The 20,659-nt window shown below is 62.6% G+C and carries 17 protein-coding genes and 1 pseudogene; 6 read left to right on the top strand and 12 right to left on the bottom strand.

From position 1 onward, the window contains the following. Positions 1-42 precede the first annotated feature (42 nt). Both UCMB321_RS29600 and UCMB321_RS31105 read left to right on the top strand, forming a co-directional pair. A complete protein-coding gene (locus UCMB321_RS29600) occupies positions 43-1,089 on the top strand; it encodes an RHS repeat-associated core domain-containing protein (protein ID WP_052451357.1) in 1,047 nt (348 codons plus the stop codon). An 87-nt stretch (positions 1,090-1,176) separates the two neighbouring features. Next, positions 1,177-1,314 (top strand): hypothetical protein, encoded by a 138-nt coding sequence (locus tag UCMB321_RS31105; protein WP_167337462.1) that lies wholly within the window; start codon positions 1,177-1,179, stop codon positions 1,312-1,314. 66 nt (positions 1,315-1,380) lie between these two features. Here the strand turns inward: UCMB321_RS31105 and fdhA are convergent, their stop codons facing one another. The 7 genes from fdhA to UCMB321_RS24965 all read right to left on the bottom strand — a co-directional run bounded on the left by fdhA (position 1,381) and on the right by UCMB321_RS24965 (position 10,523). Continuing rightward, positions 1,381-2,580, bottom strand: coding sequence for a formaldehyde dehydrogenase, glutathione-independent (gene fdhA, locus UCMB321_RS24935; protein ID WP_040071332.1), 1,200 nt, complete (start codon positions 2,578-2,580; stop codon positions 1,381-1,383). 236 nt (positions 2,581-2,816) lie between these two features. Continuing rightward, positions 2,817-3,674: a formyltetrahydrofolate deformylase gene (gene purU / locus UCMB321_RS24940; protein WP_040071333.1), complete on the bottom strand. Its 858-nt coding sequence runs from the start codon at positions 3,672-3,674 to the stop codon at positions 2,817-2,819. A gap of 199 nt (positions 3,675-3,873) precedes the next feature. Further along, complete coding sequence (locus UCMB321_RS24945; protein ID WP_040071334.1) at positions 3,874-4,506, bottom strand: sarcosine oxidase subunit gamma; 633 nt, start codon at positions 4,504-4,506, stop codon at positions 3,874-3,876. A 131-nt stretch (positions 4,507-4,637) separates the two neighbouring features. Next, positions 4,638-7,655, bottom strand: coding sequence for a sarcosine oxidase subunit alpha (locus UCMB321_RS24950; protein WP_040071335.1), 3,018 nt, complete (start codon positions 7,653-7,655; stop codon positions 4,638-4,640). Then, on the bottom strand, positions 7,652-7,981 hold the full coding sequence (locus UCMB321_RS24955; protein ID WP_040071336.1) for a sarcosine oxidase subunit delta: 330 nt from the start codon (positions 7,979-7,981) through the stop codon (positions 7,652-7,654). The genes UCMB321_RS24950 and UCMB321_RS24955 overlap by 4 nt, the downstream gene beginning before the upstream one ends. 14 nt (positions 7,982-7,995) lie before the next feature. Continuing rightward, positions 7,996-9,246, bottom strand: a complete 1,251-nt coding sequence (locus UCMB321_RS24960; RefSeq protein WP_040071338.1) for a sarcosine oxidase subunit beta — start codon at positions 9,244-9,246, stop codon at positions 7,996-7,998. A gap of 23 nt (positions 9,247-9,269) precedes the next feature. Next, complete coding sequence (locus tag UCMB321_RS24965; protein ID WP_040071339.1) at positions 9,270-10,523, bottom strand: serine hydroxymethyltransferase; 1,254 nt, start codon at positions 10,521-10,523, stop codon at positions 9,270-9,272. Positions 10,524-10,934: 411 nt separating this feature from the next. Here UCMB321_RS24965 and UCMB321_RS24970 point away from each other — a divergent pair, with 411 nt between their 5' ends. Then, on the top strand, positions 10,935-11,975 hold the full coding sequence (locus tag UCMB321_RS24970) for a threonine aldolase family protein (protein WP_040071340.1): 1,041 nt from the start codon (positions 10,935-10,937) through the stop codon (positions 11,973-11,975). Between the two features lie 2 nt (positions 11,976-11,977). Here the strand turns inward: UCMB321_RS24970 and UCMB321_RS24975 are convergent, their stop codons facing one another. After that, positions 11,978-12,280 (bottom strand): cell division protein ZapA, encoded by a 303-nt coding sequence (locus tag UCMB321_RS24975; protein ID WP_040071341.1) that lies wholly within the window; start codon positions 12,278-12,280, stop codon positions 11,978-11,980. Then, positions 12,277-12,507: a hypothetical protein gene (locus UCMB321_RS24980; RefSeq protein WP_040071342.1), complete on the bottom strand. Its 231-nt coding sequence runs from the start codon at positions 12,505-12,507 to the stop codon at positions 12,277-12,279. Before UCMB321_RS24980 ends, UCMB321_RS24975 begins: the two co-directional genes overlap by 4 nt. 296 nt (positions 12,508-12,803) lie before the next feature. Between UCMB321_RS24980 and UCMB321_RS31905 the strand changes: the two are divergent. Continuing rightward, positions 12,804-13,559 (top strand): annotated as a pseudogene (locus tag UCMB321_RS31905) (MCP four helix bundle domain-containing protein); the annotation flags it as partial. Continuing rightward, positions 13,551-14,414 carry a methyl-accepting chemotaxis protein gene (locus UCMB321_RS31910; protein ID WP_425338616.1) on the top strand — a complete coding sequence of 288 codons (864 nt, stop codon included), beginning with the start codon at positions 13,551-13,553 and terminating at the stop codon, positions 14,412-14,414. The pseudogene UCMB321_RS31905 and the gene UCMB321_RS31910, both read left to right, overlap by 9 nt. A gap of 159 nt (positions 14,415-14,573) precedes the next feature. Here UCMB321_RS31910 and gbcB read toward each other — a convergent pair whose 3' ends face one another. Beyond that, positions 14,574-15,674: a glycine-betaine demethylase subunit GbcB gene (gene gbcB, locus UCMB321_RS24990; RefSeq protein ID WP_040071344.1), complete on the bottom strand. Its 1,101-nt coding sequence runs from the start codon at positions 15,672-15,674 to the stop codon at positions 14,574-14,576. A 283-nt stretch (positions 15,675-15,957) separates the two neighbouring features. Between gbcB and gbcA the strand changes: the two genes are divergently transcribed. Beyond that, positions 15,958-17,253, top strand: coding sequence for a glycine-betaine demethylase subunit GbcA (gene gbcA / locus UCMB321_RS24995; RefSeq protein WP_040071345.1), 1,296 nt, complete (start codon positions 15,958-15,960; stop codon positions 17,251-17,253). Between the two features lie 149 nt (positions 17,254-17,402). Here the strand turns inward: gbcA and UCMB321_RS25000 are convergent, their stop codons facing one another. Together UCMB321_RS25000 and UCMB321_RS25005 are read right to left on the bottom strand one after the other, a co-directional pair. Beyond that, a complete protein-coding gene (locus UCMB321_RS25000; RefSeq protein ID WP_040071346.1) occupies positions 17,403-18,647 on the bottom strand; it encodes a metallophosphoesterase in 1,245 nt (414 codons plus the stop codon). A 10-nt stretch (positions 18,648-18,657) separates the two neighbouring features. Then, positions 18,658-20,526 carry a c-type cytochrome gene (locus UCMB321_RS25005; RefSeq protein WP_040071347.1) on the bottom strand — a complete coding sequence of 623 codons (1,869 nt, stop codon included), beginning with the start codon at positions 20,524-20,526 and terminating at the stop codon, positions 18,658-18,660. Positions 20,527-20,659 lie beyond the last annotated feature (133 nt).

The following is a 20,659-nucleotide window of genomic DNA, read 5'->3' on the forward strand; positions in this document are numbered from 1 at the left end:
AACTACGCTCAGAGACCTCGGGTCGCTCTGATACCCACCGCCATGTCATCACCACGAACCCTGCTGATCCAGTACCGCTACGATCCACTCGACCGGCTGGTGACGTGTACACCGGCCAGCCTGCCGAGCCAGCAGCGTTTCTACCAGAAAGACCGCCTGGCCACCGAAATCCACGGGATAATCAGCCACTCAATCTTCCAGCAAGAAGAACTGCTGTTGGCCCAGCAACAGCGTCAGGGGACAACAACCGACACCACCCTGCTGGCGACCGATCAGCAACGCTCCGTCCTGCACACCTTGGACAAGGCACAACGCCAAGCCATCGCCTATAGCCCCTACGGCCATCATGCACTGACAAACGGCTCACTGAGTTTGCTGGGGTTCAACGGCGAACGAGCGGATCCGGTGACTGGACATTATTTATTGGGCAATGGCCATCGAGCGTTCAATACAGTCCTGATGCGATTCAATAGTCCGGATCGGCTGAGTCCGTTTGGCAAGGGAGGGGTTAATGCTTATGCCTATGGGCTGGGCGATCCTCTGAACAGGGTGGACCCGACCGGACAGTTTGCCGAGTGGTTGCCCTCTGTCCTCGCGATCGCGACGTCAATGCTCAATTTCAAGGTGGCCATCTTCAACACACCCGCCCGCACCAGTCCTTCGATTTGGGCCGCGCGCGCAAGCCTGATCGCGGTGCCCTTGTCCATCACGGGAGTGGTTATGCAGTTGGCGGGCAACGAGGAGACGAAAAAGTCCGGCCAGATCCTGGCGGTAGCTGGAGCCGGTATTTCGATACTGGGACTGACCGCCAGATTGACGTTGGGTGTGAGAAATATCCTGAGGGCACCCAAGCCCATGTCCAAGATCCGGAACAATCTCAAAGACCTCTTCGGCATTAAAAAACCTTCCACTCGATCCGCTCAGGCAGTTCCCCAGGGACAGAAGCAGAGCGCCGTTGTTTCCGGACCATCTGGCATTGAACCTGAGTGGAAGCCCCCGCCCCGCCTGGAATTTCACCAGAATGGGCGGGTCTCTCCACCAAAAGCCCCTCGAAATTCTTCACTGGCCGATGCCATCCGCCGTACTTGAACCCAGCCGGGCAAAAACCTGATACTTCTGCCAGTAGCCAAGTGTCAGGAGCAATCAGAGGCTGTTTCTGAAATAGTCACCCTGAAAATGCTCGAAGCCCTGTCCCGCATCGAACTGCACAACGCCAATGACATCGACTTCCAACACATCCTCCAAGTCCCCGCGATGGTCCTGCGCGATGGCTGCGATCTGATGGACGTATTGGGCTGGCGGCTGCGGGCCTGATCGCCGAATTTCACCCACTAAAAAGGGCGACCGAAGTCGCCCTTTTTCCGTCTTGCCCTTTACTGCTTACGCCGCACTGAACAGCTTGTGCGGGTCAATCACGAATTTCTTCGGTACGCCGGCATCGAACTCGCCGTAGCCTTTCGGCGCGTCATCCAGGCTGATGACCTGGACACCGACGATCTCGGCGATATTGATCCGATCCCACATGATCGCCTGCATCAGCTGGCGGTTGTACTTCATCACCGGGGTCTGGCCGGTGTGGAAGCTGTGGGACTTGGCCCAGCCGAGGCCGAAGCGGATGCTCAGGCTGCCGATTTTCGCGGCGGCGTCCACTGCACCCGGATCCTCGGTCACGTACAGGCCCGGAATACCGATCTTGCCCGCCACGCGGACCACGCCCATCAGCGAGTTGAGCACGGTGGCCGGGGCCTCGTGCTTCACGCCTTCGTGACCGTGACCACGGGCTTCGAAGCCCACCGCATCGACGGCGCAGTCCACTTCCGGCTCGCCCAGCAACGCGGCGATCTGTTCGTGCAGCGGGGTGTCCTTGGACAGGTCGGCGATTTCAAAACCCTGGGCCTTGGCGTGGGCCAGGCGGATCGGGTTGACGTCACCAACGATCACCACCGCCGCACCCAGCAGGCGGGCCGAAGCCGCCGCGGCGAGACCGACCGGACCGGCACCGGCGATGTACACGCTACTGCCCGGGCCGACGCCCGCGGTGACCGCACCGTGGTAGCCCGTAGGCAGGATGTCGGAGAGGCAGGTCAGGTCGCGGATCTTCTCCATGGCCTTGTCGCGATCCGGCAGCTTGAGCAGGTTGAAGTCGGCGTATGGCACCAGTACGTATTCGGCCTGGCCGCCGGTCCAGTCGCCCATGTCGACATAACCGTAGGCACCGCCGGCACGGGCCGGGTTGACGGTCAGGCAGACGCCGGTGTGTTGTTCCTTGCAGGAACGGCAGCGCCCGCAAGCCACGTTGAACGGTACCGAGACCAGGTCGCCGAGTTTCAGGTTCTCGACGTCACTGCCCTTCTCGACCACTTCACCGGTGATTTCATGGCCCAGGACCAGGCCGACCTGGGCGGTGGTGCGACCACGGACCATGTGTTGGTCCGAGCCGCAGATGTTGGTGGAGACAACGCGCAGGATGACACCGTGCTCGATCTTCCTGCCGCGCGGGTCCTGCATTTTCGGATAGTCGATTTTCTGCACCTCGACCTTGCCATTGCCGAGATACACCACACCACGATTGCCAGACATGCTTACACCTCGCTGTTGTTTTTATGTAGCGACGCGTCGCCAGGGGGCAACGCGTAGATTGCTCAGGTTGTTGCCTGTGGTTGTTGCGTTGTTCTTACGGGCGCCATCGCCGGCAAGCCGGCTCCCACAAGGGAATTGCATCATCCATTAATGCGGCAGGCACCGCGCCCAGTGTGGGAGCTGGCTTGTCGGGACGCCGCATCGCAGCGATGAGGCCCGCACGGGCAGCAAAAAACTTAGAGAACGACCGTTCTGTTGGCGTTCAGGAAGACCCGCCGCTCAATGTGATAACCCACCGCCCGGGCCAGGGTCAGCCCTTCGATATCCCGGCCCTTGGCGATCAGGTCCTCGGGGTAGTGGCTGTGGTCCACCGCCTCCACGCCCTGGGCGATGATCGGGCCTTCGTCCAGGTCGTTGTTGATGTAGTGCGCGGTGGCCCCCACCAGTTTCACGCCCTTGTTGTAGGCCTGGTGATAGGGCTTGGCGCCCTTGAAACCGGGCAGCAACGAGTGGTGAATGTTGATGGCCTTGCCGTCGAGCTTGCGGCACAGCTCCGGCGAGAGCACCTGCATGTAGCGGGCAAGAATCACCAGCTCGGCACCGGACTCCTCGATCACCTGCCAGACCTGACGCTCCTGGGCCGGCTTGTCGTTGGGGTCCAGCGGGAAATGGTAGTAGGGAATCTGGTGCCAGTCGGCCAGGGGCTTGAGGTCCGGATGGTTGGACACCACGGCGGCCACGTCCATGGACAATTGGCCGATGCGCTGGCGATAGAGCAGGTCGTTGAGGCAGTGATCGGCCTTGGAGACCATGATCACCACTTTCGGCCGATAGTTCGGCGGGGTCAGTTCGAACAGCATGCCGAAGGTCTCGCCGCGTTCGGCCAGGCCGGCGCGGAAGGCCAGTTCGTCGAAACCGTCGGGCTGGCGAAACTCCACGCGAATGAAGAAACGCCCCGAGAGGCGGTCATCGAACGAATGGTGCTCGGTGACATAGCAGCCCTGCTCGAACAGGTAGCGGGTCACCACATCCACCGTGCCGAGCACGCTGGGGCAGTCGGCGGTCAAAATCCATGTATCGGGGGCGCGGCTCATAGCTTGACTCCTGTTCGTGAGGGGCAACCGCTAGGCGGTCGATCGCGAGCATCCTGGTGGAGGCTCCAGGCAATCCTTGTCCTTGTGTATGACACCAAACCTTGTGGGAGCCGGCTTGCTGGCGATGAGGCCGGCAAGCCTTGCATCGCCTGGTCGGCCGCTATCGCCAGCAAGCCGGCTCCTACAGGTCGAACAAACCTCAGGCCTGAACGCTGAGGCCGTACTCCGCCGCCGCATCCTGCAGCCACAGCCACCAGTAATCCGAGAAGCTACGACGAATCACCAGCTCCCAGGTGTCTTCGGCGGTATGGCGGATCATCAGTTGCGACTTGGCGAACACTGTCCCGACTGCCTTGCCCACCGGGAAGTTGTTCGGGTGCACGTCGTAGCTGGTGGACTTCTTCAGCACTTCACGGACCTTCGGCCCGCTCAGTTCCAGCAATTGCTGGCCGCCGCTGACGTTGACGATGGCGATATGCAGGTCGCCCAGGGCCTCGCGCAGGGCCTTCTCGGCGGCGAACTCTTCGCCGCTCGGGACGATCAGCAGCCACTCGTCGGGACCGAGCCATTGCAGACTGGTCTCGCCCTTGGCGACCACGGTCAGCGCCACGGGCAGTTCCAGGCCGAGGGCCTTGTGCACGCCGGCGGCAAAGGCCGCGTCATGGCCGTCGCCACGAATGGTCAGGTGACCGAGCAGTTTCTTTTCCCGCACGGTCACACCGGCGTTCTTGCGGCCCTTGCCCACCAGGCTGGCGAGGTCGGCATGGTGCAACGACGACTCGGCCTTGGCCCCGGAAGTCGGGCGTTGTTGGTAAACGTTGGCTGTGGTCATGTGAAACACCTGTGTTGAATGCTGTCTTTGCGGTTGGGCGTGGCCCCTGTAGTGACTGTGCTGCCGTCATCGCCAGCAAGCTGGCTCCTACAAGGGTCCGCGTTCAACCTTGATCCCGTGTCCTGGGCTCGTCAGATGTTCTGGCGATCGCCCTTCGGATCGAAGAACACCGAAGAAACGATTTCCGCCTCGATCACGCTGCCGTCGGCCAAGGGTGCGAACACCCGCTCGCCCATACGCTTCAGGCCGCCCTTGACCACCGCCATGGCAAACGAATAGCCAAGGGAGTTGTGGGCATAGCTGGAGGTCACGTGACCGACCATCTTCATCGGGATCGACTGCTTGGTGTCGAACACCAGTTGCGCACCTTCCGGCAGCCACTTGGTCGGATCGATCGGCTTGAGCCCGACCAACTGCTTGCGCTCTTCACGCACGCAGTCTTCGCGGTTCATCCCGCGCCAGCCGATCCAGGAGAACGGCTTGGTCCGGCCCACGCACCAGCCCATGTTCAGGTCGTCCGGGGTCATCGAGCCGTCGGTGTCCTGGCCGACGATGATGAAGCCCTTCTCGGCCCGCAGCACGTGCATGGTCTCGGTGCCGTACGGGGTCAGGTTGTATTTCTTGCCGGCCTCGACGATCTTCTCCAGCACACCCATGGCGTAGTCGGCCTGGACGTTGACCTCGTAGGACAGCTCGCCGGTAAAGGAAATCCGGAACACCCGCGCCGGTACACCGCCGACCAGACCTTCTTTCCAGGTCATGAACGGGAACCCATCCTTGTCCAGGTCGATGTCGGTGACTTCGCTGAGCAGCTTGCGGCTGTTCGGTCCGGACAGGGTCATGGTCGCCCAGTGGTCGGTCACGGAGGTGAAGTACACCTTCATGTTCGGCCATTCGGTCTGGTGGTACAGCTCCAGCCACTGCAGTACGCGGGCCGCGCCGCCGGTGGTGGTGGTCATCATGAAGTGGTTGTCGGCCAGACAGGCGGTCACGCCGTCGTCGAAAACCATACCGTCTTCCTTGCACATCAGGCCGTAGCGGGCCTTGCCCACATCGAGCTTGGTCCAGGCGTTGGTGTACACGCGGTTGAGGAACTCGCGGGCATCCGGACCCTGGATGTCGATCTTGCCCAGGGTCGAGGCGTCGAGCAGGCCGACGCTGTCGCGCACGGCCTTGCACTCACGCTTGACCGCCGCATGCAGGTCTTCGCCGTTGCGCGGGAAGTACCAGGGACGCTTCCACTGGCCGACGTCCTCGAACTTGGCGCCCTGCTTCACATGCCAGGACTGCAAGGCGGTGTAGCGCACCGGCTCGAAGATATGCCCGCAGTGACGGCCGGCCACCGCGCCGAAGGTGATCGGCGTGTAGTTCGGACGGAACATGGTGGTGCCCATCTGCGGGATGGTCACGTTCAGCGAACGGGCGGCGATGGCCAGGCCGTTGACGTTGCCCAGCTTGCCCTGGTCGGTACCGAAGCCCAACGCGGTGTAGCGCTTGACGTGTTCGACCGACTCGAAGCCCTCGCGGGTCGCCAGTTCGATGGCGGCGGCGGTGACGTCGTTCTGCAGGTCGACGAATTGCTTCGGCGCCCGGGCAGTGGCTTTTTCATGGGGCACCTGGAACAGCGCCAGGGTCGGCTCTTCCACACGGGACAAAGCCTTGGGCAACACGCCTTCGACAGCCTTGAAACCGGCTTCGCTGGCCGCGCGAACGCCGCCTTCAAAACCGTCGGCCAGGGTATCGGCCAGACCGTAGACGCCATTGATGCCGCCGACGCACACGCGTTTCTGCGGTGCTTCGCCCGGCACGAAGCCGAGAATGTCTTCACGCCAGGTCGGCTTGCCGCCCAGATGCGAGGCCAGGTGTACCACCGGGCTGTAGCCGCCGGAGCTGGCTACCAGGTCGCATTCCAGCCATTCGCCGGGGCTGGTGACTTTATGGGCGCGGACGTCGATGGCGGCGACCCGCGCCGCGGTCACGTGCTTGCTGCCACGGGCTTCGATCACGGCGCTGCCGGTGAGGATGCGAATACCCTTGGCGCGCGCTTCTTCCACCAGCGCACCCCGTGGATTGCTGCGGGCATCGGCGATGGCTACCACTTGCAGGCTGGCATCGAGCCAGTCCAGGGCCACGCGGTAGGCGTGATCGTTGTTGGTGCTCAGCACCAGTTTCTTGCCCGGGGCCACGCCGTAACGACGGACGTAGGTGGACACGGCGCCGGCCAGCATGTTGCCCGGCACGTCGTTGTTGCCGTAGACCAGCGGACGCTCGTGGGCACCGGTGGCCAGGACCACGCGCTTGGCGCGGACCCGGTGGATACGCTGGCGGACCTGGCCGATCGGCGCGCGATCACCGAGGTGGTCGGTGAGGCGTTCGTGAATGGTCAGGAAGTTGTGGTCGTGGTAGCCGTTGACGGTGGCACGAGGCAGCAACAGCACGTCCGGCAGGCCTTTCAATTCGGCGATGACGCTGGCGATCCATTCGGCCGCCGGCTTGCCGTCGAGGCTTTCGCGGGAGTCGAGCAGGCTGCCGCCGAACTCTTCCTGTTCATCGGCGAGGATCACCCGGGCACCGCTGCGCGCGGCGGCCAGTGCGGCGGCCAGGCCAGCAGGGCCGGCACCGACGATCAGCACGTCGCAGTGCTGGTTCATGTAGTCGTAGGTGTCCGGATCGTTCTCGGTCGGCGAGCGGCCCAGGCCGGCGGCCTTGCGGATGTACTTCTCGTAGGTCATCCAGAACGACTGCGGATACATGAAGGTCTTGTAGTAGAAACCCGGTGGCATCAGCTTGCCGCCGACCTTGCCGAGAATCCCCATCATGTCGTTGTTGACGCTCGGCCAGCCGTTGGTGCTGGTGGCCACCAGGCCTTGATACAGGGCTTGCTGGGTGGCGCGCACGTTAGGAATCTGGGTCGCTTCGGTGGCGCCGATCTGCAGCACCGCGTTCGGCTCTTCGGCACCGGCGGCGAAAATGCCCCGTGGGCGGGAATACTTGAAGCTGCGGCCGACGATATCGACCCCGTTGGCCAGCAACGCGGCGGCCAGGGTGTCGCCTTCAAAGCCCTTGTAGACCTGGCCGTTGAAGGTGAAGCTCAAGACTTTGTTGCGGTCGATCCGACCACCGTTGGACAGGCGATTGACCTGGCTCATACCTTCTCTCCCACAGCCGCGCCGGGCACTTTCGAACTCTCTGCTTTAGCGGTGAATTGCGGCTTCTCGCCAATCTTGTAGGTTTCCAGGATCTCGTAGGTGACGGTGTCGCGGGTCACGTTGAAATACTGGCGGCAACCGGCGACGTGGTCCCACAGCTCGTGGTGCAGGCCGCGCGGGTTGTCGCGGAAGAACATGTAGTCGCCCCACTGCTCGTCGGTGCAGGTATTCGGGTCCAGGGGACGCGGGATATGCGCCTGGCCGGAAGCGTGGAATTCCTCTTCGGAGCGCAGCTCGCCGCAATGAGGACAGAAGATATGCAACATAGGGATTTCTCCTGTTAGTGGGCGACCGCAGCAGCACCGTGTTCGTCGATCAACGCACCGCTGTGGAAGCGGTCGATGGAGAAAGGAGCGGCCAACGGGTGCATTTCACCCTTGGCCAGGCTCGCGGCAAACACGTTGCCCGAACCCGGGGTGGCCTTGAAGCCGCCGGTACCCCAACCGCAGTTGAAGAACATGTTCGGTACCGGGGTTTTCGAAATGATCGGGCAGGCGTCCGGAGTGGTGTCGACGATGCCGCCCCACTGGCGGTTCATGCGCACGCGGGACAGCACCGGGAACATCTCGACGATGGCCTGGATGGTGTGCTCGATCACCGGGTACGAACCGCGCTGGCCGTAGCCGTTGTAGCCGTCGATACCGGCACCGATCACCAGGTCGCCCTTGTCGGACTGGCTGATGTAGCCGTGCACGGCGTTGGACATGATCACGCTGTCGATGATCGGCTTGATCGGTTCGGACACCAGCGCTTGCAACGGATGCGATTCGACCGGCAGGCGGAAGCCCGCCAGCTTGGCCATGTGCCCGGAGTTACCGGCGGTGACCACGCCGACGCGCTTGGCGCCGATAAAGCCCTTGTTGGTTTCAACACCGATGCACACGCCGTTTTCCTTGCGGAAACCGATCACTTCGGTCTGCTGGATCAGGTCCACGCCCAGGGCGTCGGCCGCACGGGCGAAGCCCCAGGCCACGGCATCGTGACGGGCCACGCCGCCGCGACGCTGGACGGTGGCGCCCATCACCGGGTAGCGGGTGTTCTTCGAGCAGTCCAGGTACGGAATCTCGTCCGCCACCTGCTGGGCGTTGAGCAGTTCGCCGTCGACGCCGTTGAGGCGGTTGGCGCTGACCCGACGCTCGGAATCACGGATGTCCTGCAGGGTGTGGCAGAGGTTGTAGACACCACGCTGGGAGAACATCACGTTGTAGTTCAGGTCCTGGGACAGGCCTTCCCACAATTTCATCGCGTGTTCGTACAGGTGCGCCGACTCGTCCCACAGGTAGTTGGAACGCACGATGGTGGTGTTGCGCGCGGTGTTACCGCCGCCCAGCCAGCCCTTCTCGACCACGGCCACGTTGGTGATGCCGTGCTCCTTGGCCAGGTAGTAGGCGGTCGCCAGGCCATGCCCGCCACCGCCGACGATGACCACGTCATAGACCTTTTTCGGGGTCGGCGTGCGCCACATTCTCTGCCAGTTTTCGTGGTGACTGAGAGAGTGCTTGAAGAGGCCGAAGCCCGAATAGCGTTGCATAGTCATTTACTCCAAAACCGCTCTCAGCGATAAACCGGGAAGTCCGCGCACAGCGCTGCCACGTGCTTGGCGACGTTCGCTTCGACATCGGCATCGCCGAGGTTGTCGAGGATGTCGCAGATCCAGCCGGCCAGTTCGACACACTGGGTCACCTTGAACCCACGGGTGGTGACGGCCGGGGTACCGATGCGCAGACCCGAAGTGACGAACGGCGACTGCGGGTCGTTCGGCACGGCGTTCTTGTTCACGGTGATATGGGCACGGCCCAGGGCGGCATCGGCCTCCTTGCCGGTCAGGCCCTGACGGATCAGGCTGACCAGGAACAGGTGGTTGTCGGTACCGCCGGACACTACATCGTAGCCACGTTTGATAAATACGCCCGCCATCGCCTGGGCGTTATCGATCACTTGCTGCTGATAGACCTTGAAGCCCGGCTCCAGCGCTTCCTTGAAGCACACGGCCTTGGCGGCGATCACGTGCATCAACGGGCCGCCCTGGGCGCCCGGGAACACCGCAGCGTTGAGTTTCTTCTCGATCTCTTCGTTGGCCTTGGCCAGGATCAGGCCGCCACGCGGACCGCGCAGGGTCTTGTGGGTAGTGGTGGTGACCACGTCGGCGAATGGGATCGGGTTCGGGTAGAGGCCAGCAGCGACCAGCCCGGCAACGTGGGCCATGTCGACGAACAGCAGCGCACCGACCTTGTCGGCGATCTGACGGAAGCGTGGGAAATCGAGGGTTTTCGAGTAGGCCGAGAAACCGGCGACGATCATCTTCGGTTTGTGCTCGACCGCCAGGCGCTCGACTTCATCGTAGTCGATCAGGCCGGTCGCGGTGTCGATCCCGTATTGAACGGCGTTGTACAGTTTGCCCGAGGACGACACCTTGGCACCGTGGGTCAGGTGACCGCCATGGGCCAGGCTCATGCCCAGGATGGTGTCGCCGGCCTGCAGCAGGGCCAGGTACACGGCGCCGTTGGCCGAGGAGCCGGAGTGCGGCTGGACGTTGGCGTAATCGGCGCCGAACAGTTGCTTGGCGCGCTCGATGGCCAGGGCCTCGACCTTGTCCACGTGCTCGCAGCCACCGTAGTAGCGCTTGCCCGGATAGCCTTCGGCGTATTTGTTGGTCAGGCCGCTGCCCTGGGCCTGCATGACACGCTTGCTGGTGTAGTTTTCCGACGCGATCAGCTCGATGTGATCTTCCTGACGCTGCTCCTCGGCATTCATGGCCGCCATCAGTGCATCGTCATAACCCTGGATCTGGTCTTGCTTGCTGAACATCGCGTCTCTCCCAGCGGCGGCGGTGCGCCATTCGTCTCGGTGAGGCCTTTGCCGTGCGGCAGTGCCCTTTGATGCGATGGTATGGCCGACGCAGACCGATCAAATGCCTATGGACGCCACGCAAAGGTGCGTTTACGACATGGTCTGGCGCGCTGAGATAATCGATGCCCGAAGAGTCTGGCCCGACGCGGTTTCGACAACGCCGAAATACCTTGTGGGAGCCGGCTTGCCGGCGATGAGGCCCTCGGGCCTTGTGTCGATCTTGCGGCCGCCATCGCCGGCAAGCCGGCTCCCACAAAGGGCGGCGCCGGCCTTTCGATCAATGGAGGCTTTTCCTACGGAAACTGTGCCTGTGCGCTGCCCCCAATTCTGGTTACAGTGCGCACCATAATCGTTCACAAGGAGCGGGCCATGACCGACAAGAGCCAACAATTCGCCAGCGACAACTACTCCGGTATCTGCCCCGAAGCCTGGGCCGCCATGGAACAGGCCAACCACGGCCACCAGCGCGCCTATGGCGAAGACGAATGGACCCAGCGCGCCGCCGACGGCTTCCGCGAGCTGTTCGAAACCGACAGCGAAGTGTTCTTCGCCTTCAACGGCACCGCGGCCAACTCCCTGGCCCTGTCGTCGCTGTGCCAGAGCTATCACAGCGTGATCTGCTCGGAGACCGCCCACGTTGAGACCGACGAATGCGGCGCGCCGGAGTTTTTCTCCAACGGCTCCAAGCTGCTCACCGCGCGCACCGAAAACGGCAAGCTGACCCCCGACACGATCCGCGAAATCGCCCTCAAGCGCCAGGACATCCACTTCCCCAAGGCCCGCGTGGTGACCCTGACCCAGGCCACCGAGGTCGGCAGTGTCTACACCCCGGACGAAATCCGCGCCATCAGCGCCACCTGCAAGGAGCTGGGCCTGAACCTGCACATGGACGGCGCGCGCTTCTCCAACGCCTGCGCCTACCTCGGCTGCACCCCGGCGGAGCTGACCTGGAAGGCCGGCGTCGACGTACTGTGCTTCGGCGGCACGAAAAACGGCATGGCAGTGGGTGAAGCGATCCTGTTCTTCAACCGCGACCTGGCGGTGGATTTCGACTATCGCTGCAAGCAGGCCGGGCAGTTGGCCTCGAAAATGCGCTTTCTCTCGGCGCCCTGGGTCGGCCTGCTGGAAAACCACGCCTGGCTCAAGCACGCCCGCCACGCCAACCATTGCGCGCAGCTGCTCAGCAACCTGGTCAAGGACATTCCCGGCGTGGAACTGATGTTCCCGGTGGAAGCCAACGGCGTGTTCCTGCAACTCTCGGAACCGGCCATCGCCGCGCTGACCGCCAGGGGCTGGCGCTTCTACACCTTCATCGGCAAGGGCGGCGCGCGCTTCATGTGCTCGTGGGACACCGAGGAAGCGCGGGTTCGGGAACTGGCGGCAGATATCCGCGAGGTGATGGGGGCCTGACCTCAGTTCTGCCCGATGGTCCGCGAAATCACATCGACCGTGGCGTTGACCTGCTCCTGGTAACGGTCGAGTTCCTCGCGGTGGCGCTGCTGCGCTTCGATCTGCTGCGAACACAGGTTCAGCGCCGCCAGCACCAGCAGTTTGTCGCCGATCAGCGTGGGGAACTTCTTCTTGGTGTCGGCCAAGGCGGCCCTGAGCATCACGGTCGCCTCCTGCAAGGTGCGTTCCTGGCCGGCGGGTGCCTTGATCGAATAGTCCTCGCCGAGGATCGAGATGACGGTTACACCATCGCTGCTGGTTCTCATGCGTTCACAGGACCTGCGCTGACACGCTCAACCAGCGCCTGGATACGGGCGGCGGTGGCGCCATGCTTTTCTTCCTGCTCCATCAGGCTCAACTGCAGGCTTTCGTTTTCGTCCCTGGCCTGGGCCAGCTCGGTGCTCAGCGCTGTATTGGCGGCCAGCAGCTCCTGTTTTTGCTGAACCAGCTCGCCGACCAGTTGTTCCAGTTGACTCAGGGAAGCTTCCAACATTTTCTTGATCTCTCGGGCAGTTTCAAAGGGCGCGTACGATAAAGAAAAGCCCCCCTGTTTGCCAGGGGAAAACTGTCGCAAAGCCTTGATTTTCCTGGCGGGATGCTTTTCTTCGAACCTTAGTGACTGCGATTGCCAGGACATGTTCCCCGCCCCCCGTCGGAAACCTTCATCTGCGACAAATACGCGCAGGGACTTAAGACTTTAGTCGAATGACCGATAGGTCATTAGAACCCGTCTCAAAAACCGCACGGAATGCGTCCTCTTCTCAGGTAGCCACCATGTCCCTACGCAACATGAACATCGCCCCGCGAGCGTTCCTCAGCTTCACCCTGATCGGCGCCCTGATGCTGATCCTGGGGATATTTGCCCTGAACCAGATGAGCAAGATCCGCGGCGCGGCCGAAGAGCTCAGCGCCAACAGCGTGCCGAGCATCAAGAGCCTCGACGACCTCACCCAACTGACCCTGCGCCAGCGGGTGTTGTCCTATCGCCTGCTCACCAACCGTGCAGCGGACGAGCAACAGAAAATCCTCGACCTGTTCACCCTGCGCAACCAGCAGATCGGCAAGGCCCAGGCAGTTTACGAAAAACTGATCAGCGCCCCGGAGGAACGCAAGGCCTACGACCAGTATGTGCAGGTGCTCGGCCAGTACCGTCAGCTCGAGGAGCGCATGAAGAGCCTGTCGCGCAACAATCAGCTCAGCGAGATGACCGCCCTGATCAACAGCGAGTTGCTGGCCAACTCCGAACAGCTCAACAACGCGCTCGACAAGCTGGTGGAAATCAATACCCAGCAGAGCAACGACACCAATCAACAGGCCGCCGAGCAGTACGGTTCGGCGTTCAACCTGGTGGTGAGCCTGCTGGTGGTCGCCACCGGCCTGACCTTCCTGTTCGCCTGGCTACTGACCAACAGCATCACCCGCCCCATTGCCGACGCCCTGGGCGCCGCCGAGCAGATCGCCGAAGGCGACCTGACCCGCCCGATCAAGGTCGAGGGCAGCGATGAAGCCGGTCGCCTGTTGCAGGCCATGGCCAAGATGCAGCAGAAACTGCGCGACACCCTGCAACGTATTTCCGGCTCCGCGACCCAGCTGGCCTCCGCGGCGGAAGAGCTGAACAGCGTCACCGACGAAAGCGCCCGTGGCCTGGTGCAGCAGAACAACGAGATCGAGCAGGCCGCCACCGCCGTCAATGAGATGACCAGTGCCGTGGAAGAAGTCGCGCGCAATGCCGTGAGCACTTCCGAAGCCTCGAAGAATGCCACCGCCTCGGCCGGCGACGGTCGCGACCTGGTGCAGGAAACCGTCGGTGCCATCGAACGCATGAGCAGCGATGTGCAGAGCACCGCCACGCTGATCGGCGACCTGGCCAAGGAGTCCCAGGACATCGGCAAGGTGCTCGACGTGATTCGCGGCCTGGCCGACCAGACCAACCTGCTGGCCCTGAACGCCGCCATCGAAGCGGCAAGGGCCGGGGAAGCCGGTCGCGGTTTTGCCGTGGTGGCGGACGAAGTCCGTGCCCTGGCGCACCGTACCCAGCAGTCCACCAGCGAAATCGAACGGATGATCGGCAGCATCCAGGGCGGGACCGAACAGGCGGTGAACTCGATGCGCAACAGCACCGATCGGGCGGAATCGACCCTGAACATCGCCAAGGGCGCGGGCGTGGCGCTGGACACCATCAACACGGCCATCATCGAGATCAACGAGCGCAACCTGGTGATCGCCAGCGCGGCGGAAGAACAGGCTCAGGTGGCCCGCGAAGTGGACCGCAACCTGGTGAATATCCGGGATCTGTCGGTGCAATCGGCGACCGGGGCGAACCAGACCAGCGCGGCGAGCAGCGAACTGTCGCGCCTGGCGGTGGACCTGAACAGCATGGTGGCGCGGTTCAGCCTGTAAACCTTAAACCGTTGCCGCGCGCCCTCCCCTGTAGGAGCGAGCTTGCTCGCGATAAACGTCAACGATAACGCTGGGCACCTGATGCCCAGCGGTGTGGCGGCTACCATCGCGAGCAATCGAGCGTCGACCGGCTGCTCCTACAAAGGATCCGCGGCGAGCTTAGTACTCGATCCGCACATCACCCTTCGGCACGCTGCAGCACGAGAGGATATAGCCCTCGGCCACATCGTCGTCGGTGATCCCGCCGTTGTGCTCCATGTCCACTTCGCCAGCCAGCTTGAGCACCTTGCAGGTGCCGCAGATGCCCATGCCGCAGGCCTTGGGAATCATCAGGCCAAGCTTGGCCGCCGCCGCGTGCACGGTTTCCCCCGGTGCCACACGAATGCTCTTGCCCGTGGCGGTGAATTCCACCTGGTGCAGGTCCGCGGCATCCACTTCCGGCGCGTCGGCGGCCTCGGCGGCCTGCTCCACCGCGTCGGCACGGGCCTCCGGCGGCGTCGCGCCGAACGACTCCTCGTGGTAGCGCTTCATGTCGAAACCCGCCGCTTCCAGCAGGCGCTTCACCGCGTTCATGTACGGCGTCGGGCCGCAGCAGAACACTTCACGCTCGAGGAAGTCCGGCGCCATCAGTTCCAGCATCTTGTGGTTCAGGTAACCGCGATAGCCGGCCCAGGGCTCGCCCAGGCCATGCTTTTCACAGATCAGGTGCAGGCTGAAGTTGTCGATCCGCGACGCCATGTGCTCCAGCTCGCGGTGATAAATGATGTCTTTCGGCGAGCGGGCGCTGTGGATGAACACCATGTCGACGTTGCCGTTGGTGTCGTAGAACCAGCGGGCCATGGACATCACCGGGGTGATGCCGACGCCGCCGCTCAGGTACAGCGTCTTCGGGCTCGGGAAGTCGATGGCGTTGAACAGCCCCACCGGCCCGTGCACCGCCAGCTCCTGGCCTTCGTGCAGGGTGTCGTGCAACCAGTTGGAGACCTTGCCGCCAGGCACGCGCTTGATGGTCACCGAAAAGCTGTAGGGCACCGACGGCGAGCTGGAAATGGTGTAGGAGCGCATGATCGGCTGCCCTTCGATTTCCAGCTCCAGGGTGACGAACTGCCCCGGCTTGAAGAAGAACATGATCGGCTGGTCGGCCATGAAGCAGAAGGTGCGCACATCCCAGGTTTCCTGGATGACCTTCACGCAGCGCACGATATGCCGACCATTGGCCCAGGTCTGGGTCGTTACCGGATTCAGGAAGTTGTTCGACATATTGTTCTCCACCGCCGACTGTCGGCTCTATGTGAGTGATTCTGCGCAAGGGCCGAAGCGACCATTTACCTATCCGCGACATTGGCATGCTTATCGCGACCAGCCCGCAACGACCGGGGCTTGCGCGTCGGGAACGGATTCGGCCATGTCGTCCATGGATAAGGTTCAGGTCGCTGCCAGCCCCACACTCCATCGCAAATGATTGCTGTATTTCCGTACTTGCGTGTAAACCGTATCAGCCACTATTCGCCGGCCACACCGCATGGCCATGAGGACTAAATCGATGGACATCACCACAACCCTGAGCCTGGGCGATCCGCTGGAACCCGCACGCAAGGCCACCGCGCAAATGCTGCAAGAGCGCGAGCGTACCTTTTCCCTGCCACAACCGTTCTACTCCGATGAGCGGCTGTTCGAAATCGATATGCAGGAGATCTTCCAGAAGGAATGGTTGATCGCCGGCATGACCTGCGAAATCCCGACCAAGGGCAACTACATCACCCTGCAGATCGGCAAGAACCCGATCATCGTGATCCGCGGTGCCGACGGCGTGGTCCACGCCTTCCACAACGTCTGCCGCCACCGCGGTTCGCGGCTGTGCACCAGCGACAAGGGCAAGGTGGCCAAGCTGGTCTGCCACTACCACCAGTGGACCTACGAACTGGACGGTCGCCTGCTGTTCGCCGGCACCGAGATGGGCGCCGACTTCGACATGAAGCAGTACGGCCTCAAGCCGGTGCACGTGAAGACCTCCGGCGGCTACATCTTCATCAGCCTGGCGGACAACCCGCCGCCGATCGATGAGTTCCTGGCTACCCTGAACCACTACATGGAACCCTACGACATGGAAAACACCAAGGTGGCGGTGCAAACCACCTTGATGGAAAAGGCCAACTGGAAGCTGGTGCTGGAGAACAACCGCGAGTGCTATCACTGCGGCGGCTCCCACCCGGAACTGCTGAAAACCCTGCTGGAGTGGGACGACGTCACCGACCCGCGCGCCGACCAGGCGTTCAAGGATCATGTGGCCGCCTCCGCCGCCGCCTGGGAAGCCGAGAAGATCCCTTACGCCCACGCCAGCTTCGGCCTGCGTAACCGTATCGTGCGCATGCCGCTGCTCAAGGGCACCGTGTCCATGACCATGGACGGCCAGCAGGGTAGCAAGAAGCTGATGGGCCGGATCAAGAACCCGGACCTCGGCTCGATGCGTATCCTGCACCTGCCGCACTCGTGGAACCACTGCATGGGCGACCATGTCATCGTGTTCACCGTGTGGCCGATCAGCGCCCAGGAAACCATGGTCACCACCAAGTGGCTGGTGCACAAGGACGCGGTCGAAGGCGTCGACTATGACGTGGCGCGCCTGCGTGAAGTCTGGGATGCGACCAACGACCAGGACCGTCGCCTGGCCGAGGAAAACCAGCGCGGCATCAACTCCACGGCCTACCAGCCGGGCCCGTACTCGAAGACCTACGAGTTCGGCGTGGTCAACTTCGTGGACTGGTACAGCGAGCGCATGCTGAGCAACCTGGGGGCAGAGCCTGCACCGTACCTCAAGGGTGTTCCGGTTCACGGCTGATACAAACCTTGAAAACGCCACACCCTTTGTAGGAGCCGGCTTGCCGGCGACGAGGCCAGTGAGTCTTGCATCGCCTGATCGGCCGCCATCGCCAGCAAGCCGGCTCCCACAAGGTTCGTATTTCAACTCGCAGGTAGGTCAACACCGACCTACCCGTGAGACGACCATCTCACCGACCCATCCTCGCCGATAAACTCCTCGATAATCTCCTCCCCGCTCAAGCGCACCCGCGCATAGCCGTTCAGCACCCGCTCCGGGTATTCGTCGTCCATGGCATTCTTCGATTCGGAAAACAGCACCCGCTCATTGCCGTCCAGCTCGCTGGTCACGCCATAGGGAATCGCCCCATGCCCGGCACAGCGCGCCTTCAGCCCGCCTTGTTCGGCATAGACAATCCCGTTGTGCAGATGCCCCCAATACCAGTAGTCCGGCACCCGCCCCAGGGCATCGCAGACCGGCTGGTACAGCGCCGTCTGATGCTGCCCGCCAATGTCGAAGCCCTGGTGATGGCTGAGCACCATCAGCTTCTTGCGTTTGGGCAAGCCTTGCATCCATTGGATCTGCGCCTCATTGAGCGCACCGTCCATATAGAGGTTCATCGCGTCCGAGGCATAAGCCGAATCCAGCCCGACAATCAGCCAGTCATCGTTGTACAGGGCAAAGTAGCTGGTACCGTTCTGCACCGGGAAGCGCGCCTTGAGCTCGGCGAAGTAGCCGTGGGCACCGCTGTACATCTCGTGATTGGAGTTGAGGGTGAACGAGCCGAATTTGCCATGGGGCCAACCCCTCATGTCGACGTTTTCCTGGGACCCGGTGCCGGCGTAATAGACATCCCCCAGGTGAATGCTGAAGTCCGCCTCGGCCAACTGCATCTGGTTGGCCACGCTGACCGCCGGGGCATGGCTGTCGAACGGCCCGGTTCCCCAGTCGCCGGCAATCGCCAGCACCACCTCGCGCTCCATCTTGACCAGCGCCGGGGTGGTGGCGAAGGGCGCGTGATGGCGCAGGTTCTCGATCCACTTGATCAGTGCCTCGCTCCAGAGCAGGTCCAACAGCTCCCATTTGCGACAGCCCAGCAGGGTGCCGTCCTTGAGTACCTGGGTCGGCAGCTCCTGCTCCGATTTCGGCAAGGGGCTGGCGCTGCCCAGGTGCAGGATCGACAGGCCATGTGACAACTCCCAGGGCACCGCGGGCCGATCGTTCGGCAAATCGCCATGTTCGATGACGTACTGCGCCTGGTCGTGACCGCGCTGGAGCAGATCCTGGATAGCCCGGAACTCCTCGGGCTCGATGTCGCTGACGAGTTTTTTCCAGGACAACTCCAGACGCGCCTTCAAGCCGTTGAGCCGGACAAAGATTTTCGCAAGTTCATGTTCCAGATGAGGCAAGTTCATGGCTGTCTCCCTACAACGTCTTCATGAATTCGATCAGCGCCCATTTCTCGGCGTCGGTCAGTTGGGTCCCGTACAGGTGTCCTGTGTTGTGGTTGCCCTCCAGGCGCGTGTCGTAGCGGAAGTAGCTTGGCGCCTGGACCAGCGGACCGCTGGTGACGAAGCCGACCTTGACCGGGTCGTAGACATCCGAGCCGGTGTTGAACAACACCGGACGTTTATCCGGGGTCTGCAACAGGTCCCACAGGCTCGGCACCGAACCGTTGTGCAGATAGGGCGCACGCATCCAGATGCCATCGGTGGGGGTGTTGCTGTAGCTCTGGGTCTTGCGGTAGGCATTGAAGTCGAACGGCGGCGTCTTGAAGCTGTGGAACGCCTGCACCAGGCCGGTGGTGAAGGAATCCAGGCGATGCGGGTCGGTGCCCAGTTGGTCGATGGTGGTGGTGACATGGCCGGTGTCGGCCTTGCCGAACTCATGGCAACCCGCGCAGTTGCTGTCCCAGATCGGCTTGCCCTGGGCCACCCGCACCGGATCCACGGCGAACGGCCAGGCCGGCGCCTTGGTGTCCAGCAACCAACTGGTGACGCGGTTGAAACTGTCCGGCAACACCGACTGCGGCGTCGCGCCCACGGCCATCGCCGCCGCGTAGTTGCGCTCGTGGATATCGTTGTTATTGCCGTCCCAGTGCAGGTACAGCGACTCCCGGGGCTTCTGGTTCCAGATCTGCGGCAGGTCGACGGTGCCGATGGTCGAGTCATCCGGAAAACCGAAGACCACCATCTTGGTCGGGTTGAAGGTGTCGGTGCGCCCTGGCCCCTGTGCGGGACGCAGTTTCTGCCAGGCGTAGGCCTGCTTCTGCTTGAGCAACGCGCTCTTGGCCATGGGAATGATCAGGTAGCGGTTGTACAGGCGCTCGAAGAAGCCCAGCTGGAACTTGCCGTTGATCGCCGCCATCACCGCATCGGTAGTGAATTTCGGGTCGCTGGCACAATCGTAGGCGAACCATTGGAAGGCCTGCAGTTGCAGGGTATTGGCCGGCGCCATGGCGACTGGCTTGGCGACATCGTCCGGCGAGGCGCGATAGGAGCCGGTGTGGCACAAGGCACAGTTGGGCTCCACGGTCGGGTAGCCGATCTGCCGCTTGGCCATGCCGATGGGCAGGTCGCGACCGTTTTCAAAGAGAAAACCGAACGCTTCCCAGCCGCCGGGCTTGGGCATCTTTTCCGGGCACATCTGCGGCAGCACGGAAAACAGGTAATAGGGAATCCGCGCCTCGATGCCCAGGCCGATGGCGGCGTACTTGAAGTGCTCCTCGTCGGTGGCGAATTTCTCCTCGGGCACCACCCGCAGCATGTTGTACCAGGTCTCGTAGCCGATAAAACCCAGCACCAGCAGGGTGATCAGCAGGCCGACCCGAAAACTGTGTTGCTGCCAGCGTACTTCCCAGCCATGACACCAGGCCCGCCAACCGTCGACCAGCAAGGCCCAGGGCCGGTTGACCGGCGTGCTGCCCATATAAAGCGTGATGCCCAGGACTAGGAACATGCCCAGGTCGCCGTAGAGCATGGGCACGAACACCGAGGGGGTGTTGCTGGTGTCGATCAGGTAGATCCAGAACACCACGGCGATCAGCCGGCTCAGCACGCACAGCCAGGAATGGATCGGGAAACGCGGGGCGTTGAAGCCCGACGGCAGGTAGAACAGGCTGATGCCCACCAGCAACATGCCGGCGTTTTCCAGCCAGGGGTCCGACAGCACCGGCGGCAGGCCGACCACCGAGGTCAGCAGCGCCGGGGCGAACAGGGCCGGCAGTGCGAACACCATGTTCATCACCACGCCTACCCAGATGAAGCGTTGAAACCAGCGGATGTAACTGTCCATATCATCCTTCCCTGCAAATCCGTTTTTTACCGGTCGATCACGATCCTTGTGGGAGCCGGCTTGCTGGCGACGGGGCCCTTGCAGTGCATTCACGGACGCCATCGCCGGCAAGCCGGCTCCTACAGGTGTTACG

Source organism: Pseudomonas batumici, from assembly GCF_000820515.1.
GTDB classification, from domain to species: domain Bacteria; phylum Pseudomonadota; class Gammaproteobacteria; order Pseudomonadales; family Pseudomonadaceae; genus Aquipseudomonas; species Aquipseudomonas batumici.

Coding starts and splice junctions, on each gene's coding strand:
- UCMB321_RS29600 (WP_052451357.1), top strand. CDS start 43: ATGTCATCACCACGAACCCTGCTGATCCAGTACCGCTACGATCCACTC.
- UCMB321_RS31105 (WP_167337462.1), top strand. CDS start 1,177: ATGCTCGAAGCCCTGTCCCGCATCGAACTGCACAACGCCAATGACATC.
- fdhA (WP_040071332.1), bottom strand. CDS start 2,580: ATGTCTGGCAATCGTGGTGTGGTGTATCTCGGCAATGGCAAGGTCGAG.
- purU (WP_040071333.1), bottom strand. CDS start 3,674: ATGAGCCGCGCCCCCGATACATGGATTTTGACCGCCGACTGCCCCAGC.
- UCMB321_RS24945 (WP_040071334.1), bottom strand. CDS start 4,506: ATGACCACAGCCAACGTTTACCAACAACGCCCGACTTCCGGGGCCAAG.
- UCMB321_RS24950 (WP_040071335.1), bottom strand. CDS start 7,655: ATGAGCCAGGTCAATCGCCTGTCCAACGGTGGTCGGATCGACCGCAAC.
- UCMB321_RS24955 (WP_040071336.1), bottom strand. CDS start 7,981: ATGTTGCATATCTTCTGTCCTCATTGCGGCGAGCTGCGCTCCGAAGAG.
- UCMB321_RS24960 (WP_040071338.1), bottom strand. CDS start 9,246: ATGCAACGCTATTCGGGCTTCGGCCTCTTCAAGCACTCTCTCAGTCAC.
- UCMB321_RS24965 (WP_040071339.1), bottom strand. CDS start 10,523: ATGTTCAGCAAGCAAGACCAGATCCAGGGTTATGACGATGCACTGATG.
- UCMB321_RS24970 (WP_040071340.1), top strand. CDS start 10,935: ATGACCGACAAGAGCCAACAATTCGCCAGCGACAACTACTCCGGTATC.
- UCMB321_RS24975 (WP_040071341.1), bottom strand. CDS start 12,280: ATGAGAACCAGCAGCGATGGTGTAACCGTCATCTCGATCCTCGGCGAG.
- UCMB321_RS24980 (WP_040071342.1), bottom strand. CDS start 12,507: ATGTTGGAAGCTTCCCTGAGTCAACTGGAACAACTGGTCGGCGAGCTG.
- UCMB321_RS31910 (WP_425338616.1), top strand. CDS start 13,551: ATGCAGCAGAAACTGCGCGACACCCTGCAACGTATTTCCGGCTCCGCG.
- gbcB (WP_040071344.1), bottom strand. CDS start 15,674: ATGTCGAACAACTTCCTGAATCCGGTAACGACCCAGACCTGGGCCAAT.
- gbcA (WP_040071345.1), top strand. CDS start 15,958: ATGGACATCACCACAACCCTGAGCCTGGGCGATCCGCTGGAACCCGCA.
- UCMB321_RS25000 (WP_040071346.1), bottom strand. CDS start 18,647: ATGAACTTGCCTCATCTGGAACATGAACTTGCGAAAATCTTTGTCCGG.
- UCMB321_RS25005 (WP_040071347.1), bottom strand. CDS start 20,526: ATGGACAGTTACATCCGCTGGTTTCAACGCTTCATCTGGGTAGGCGTG.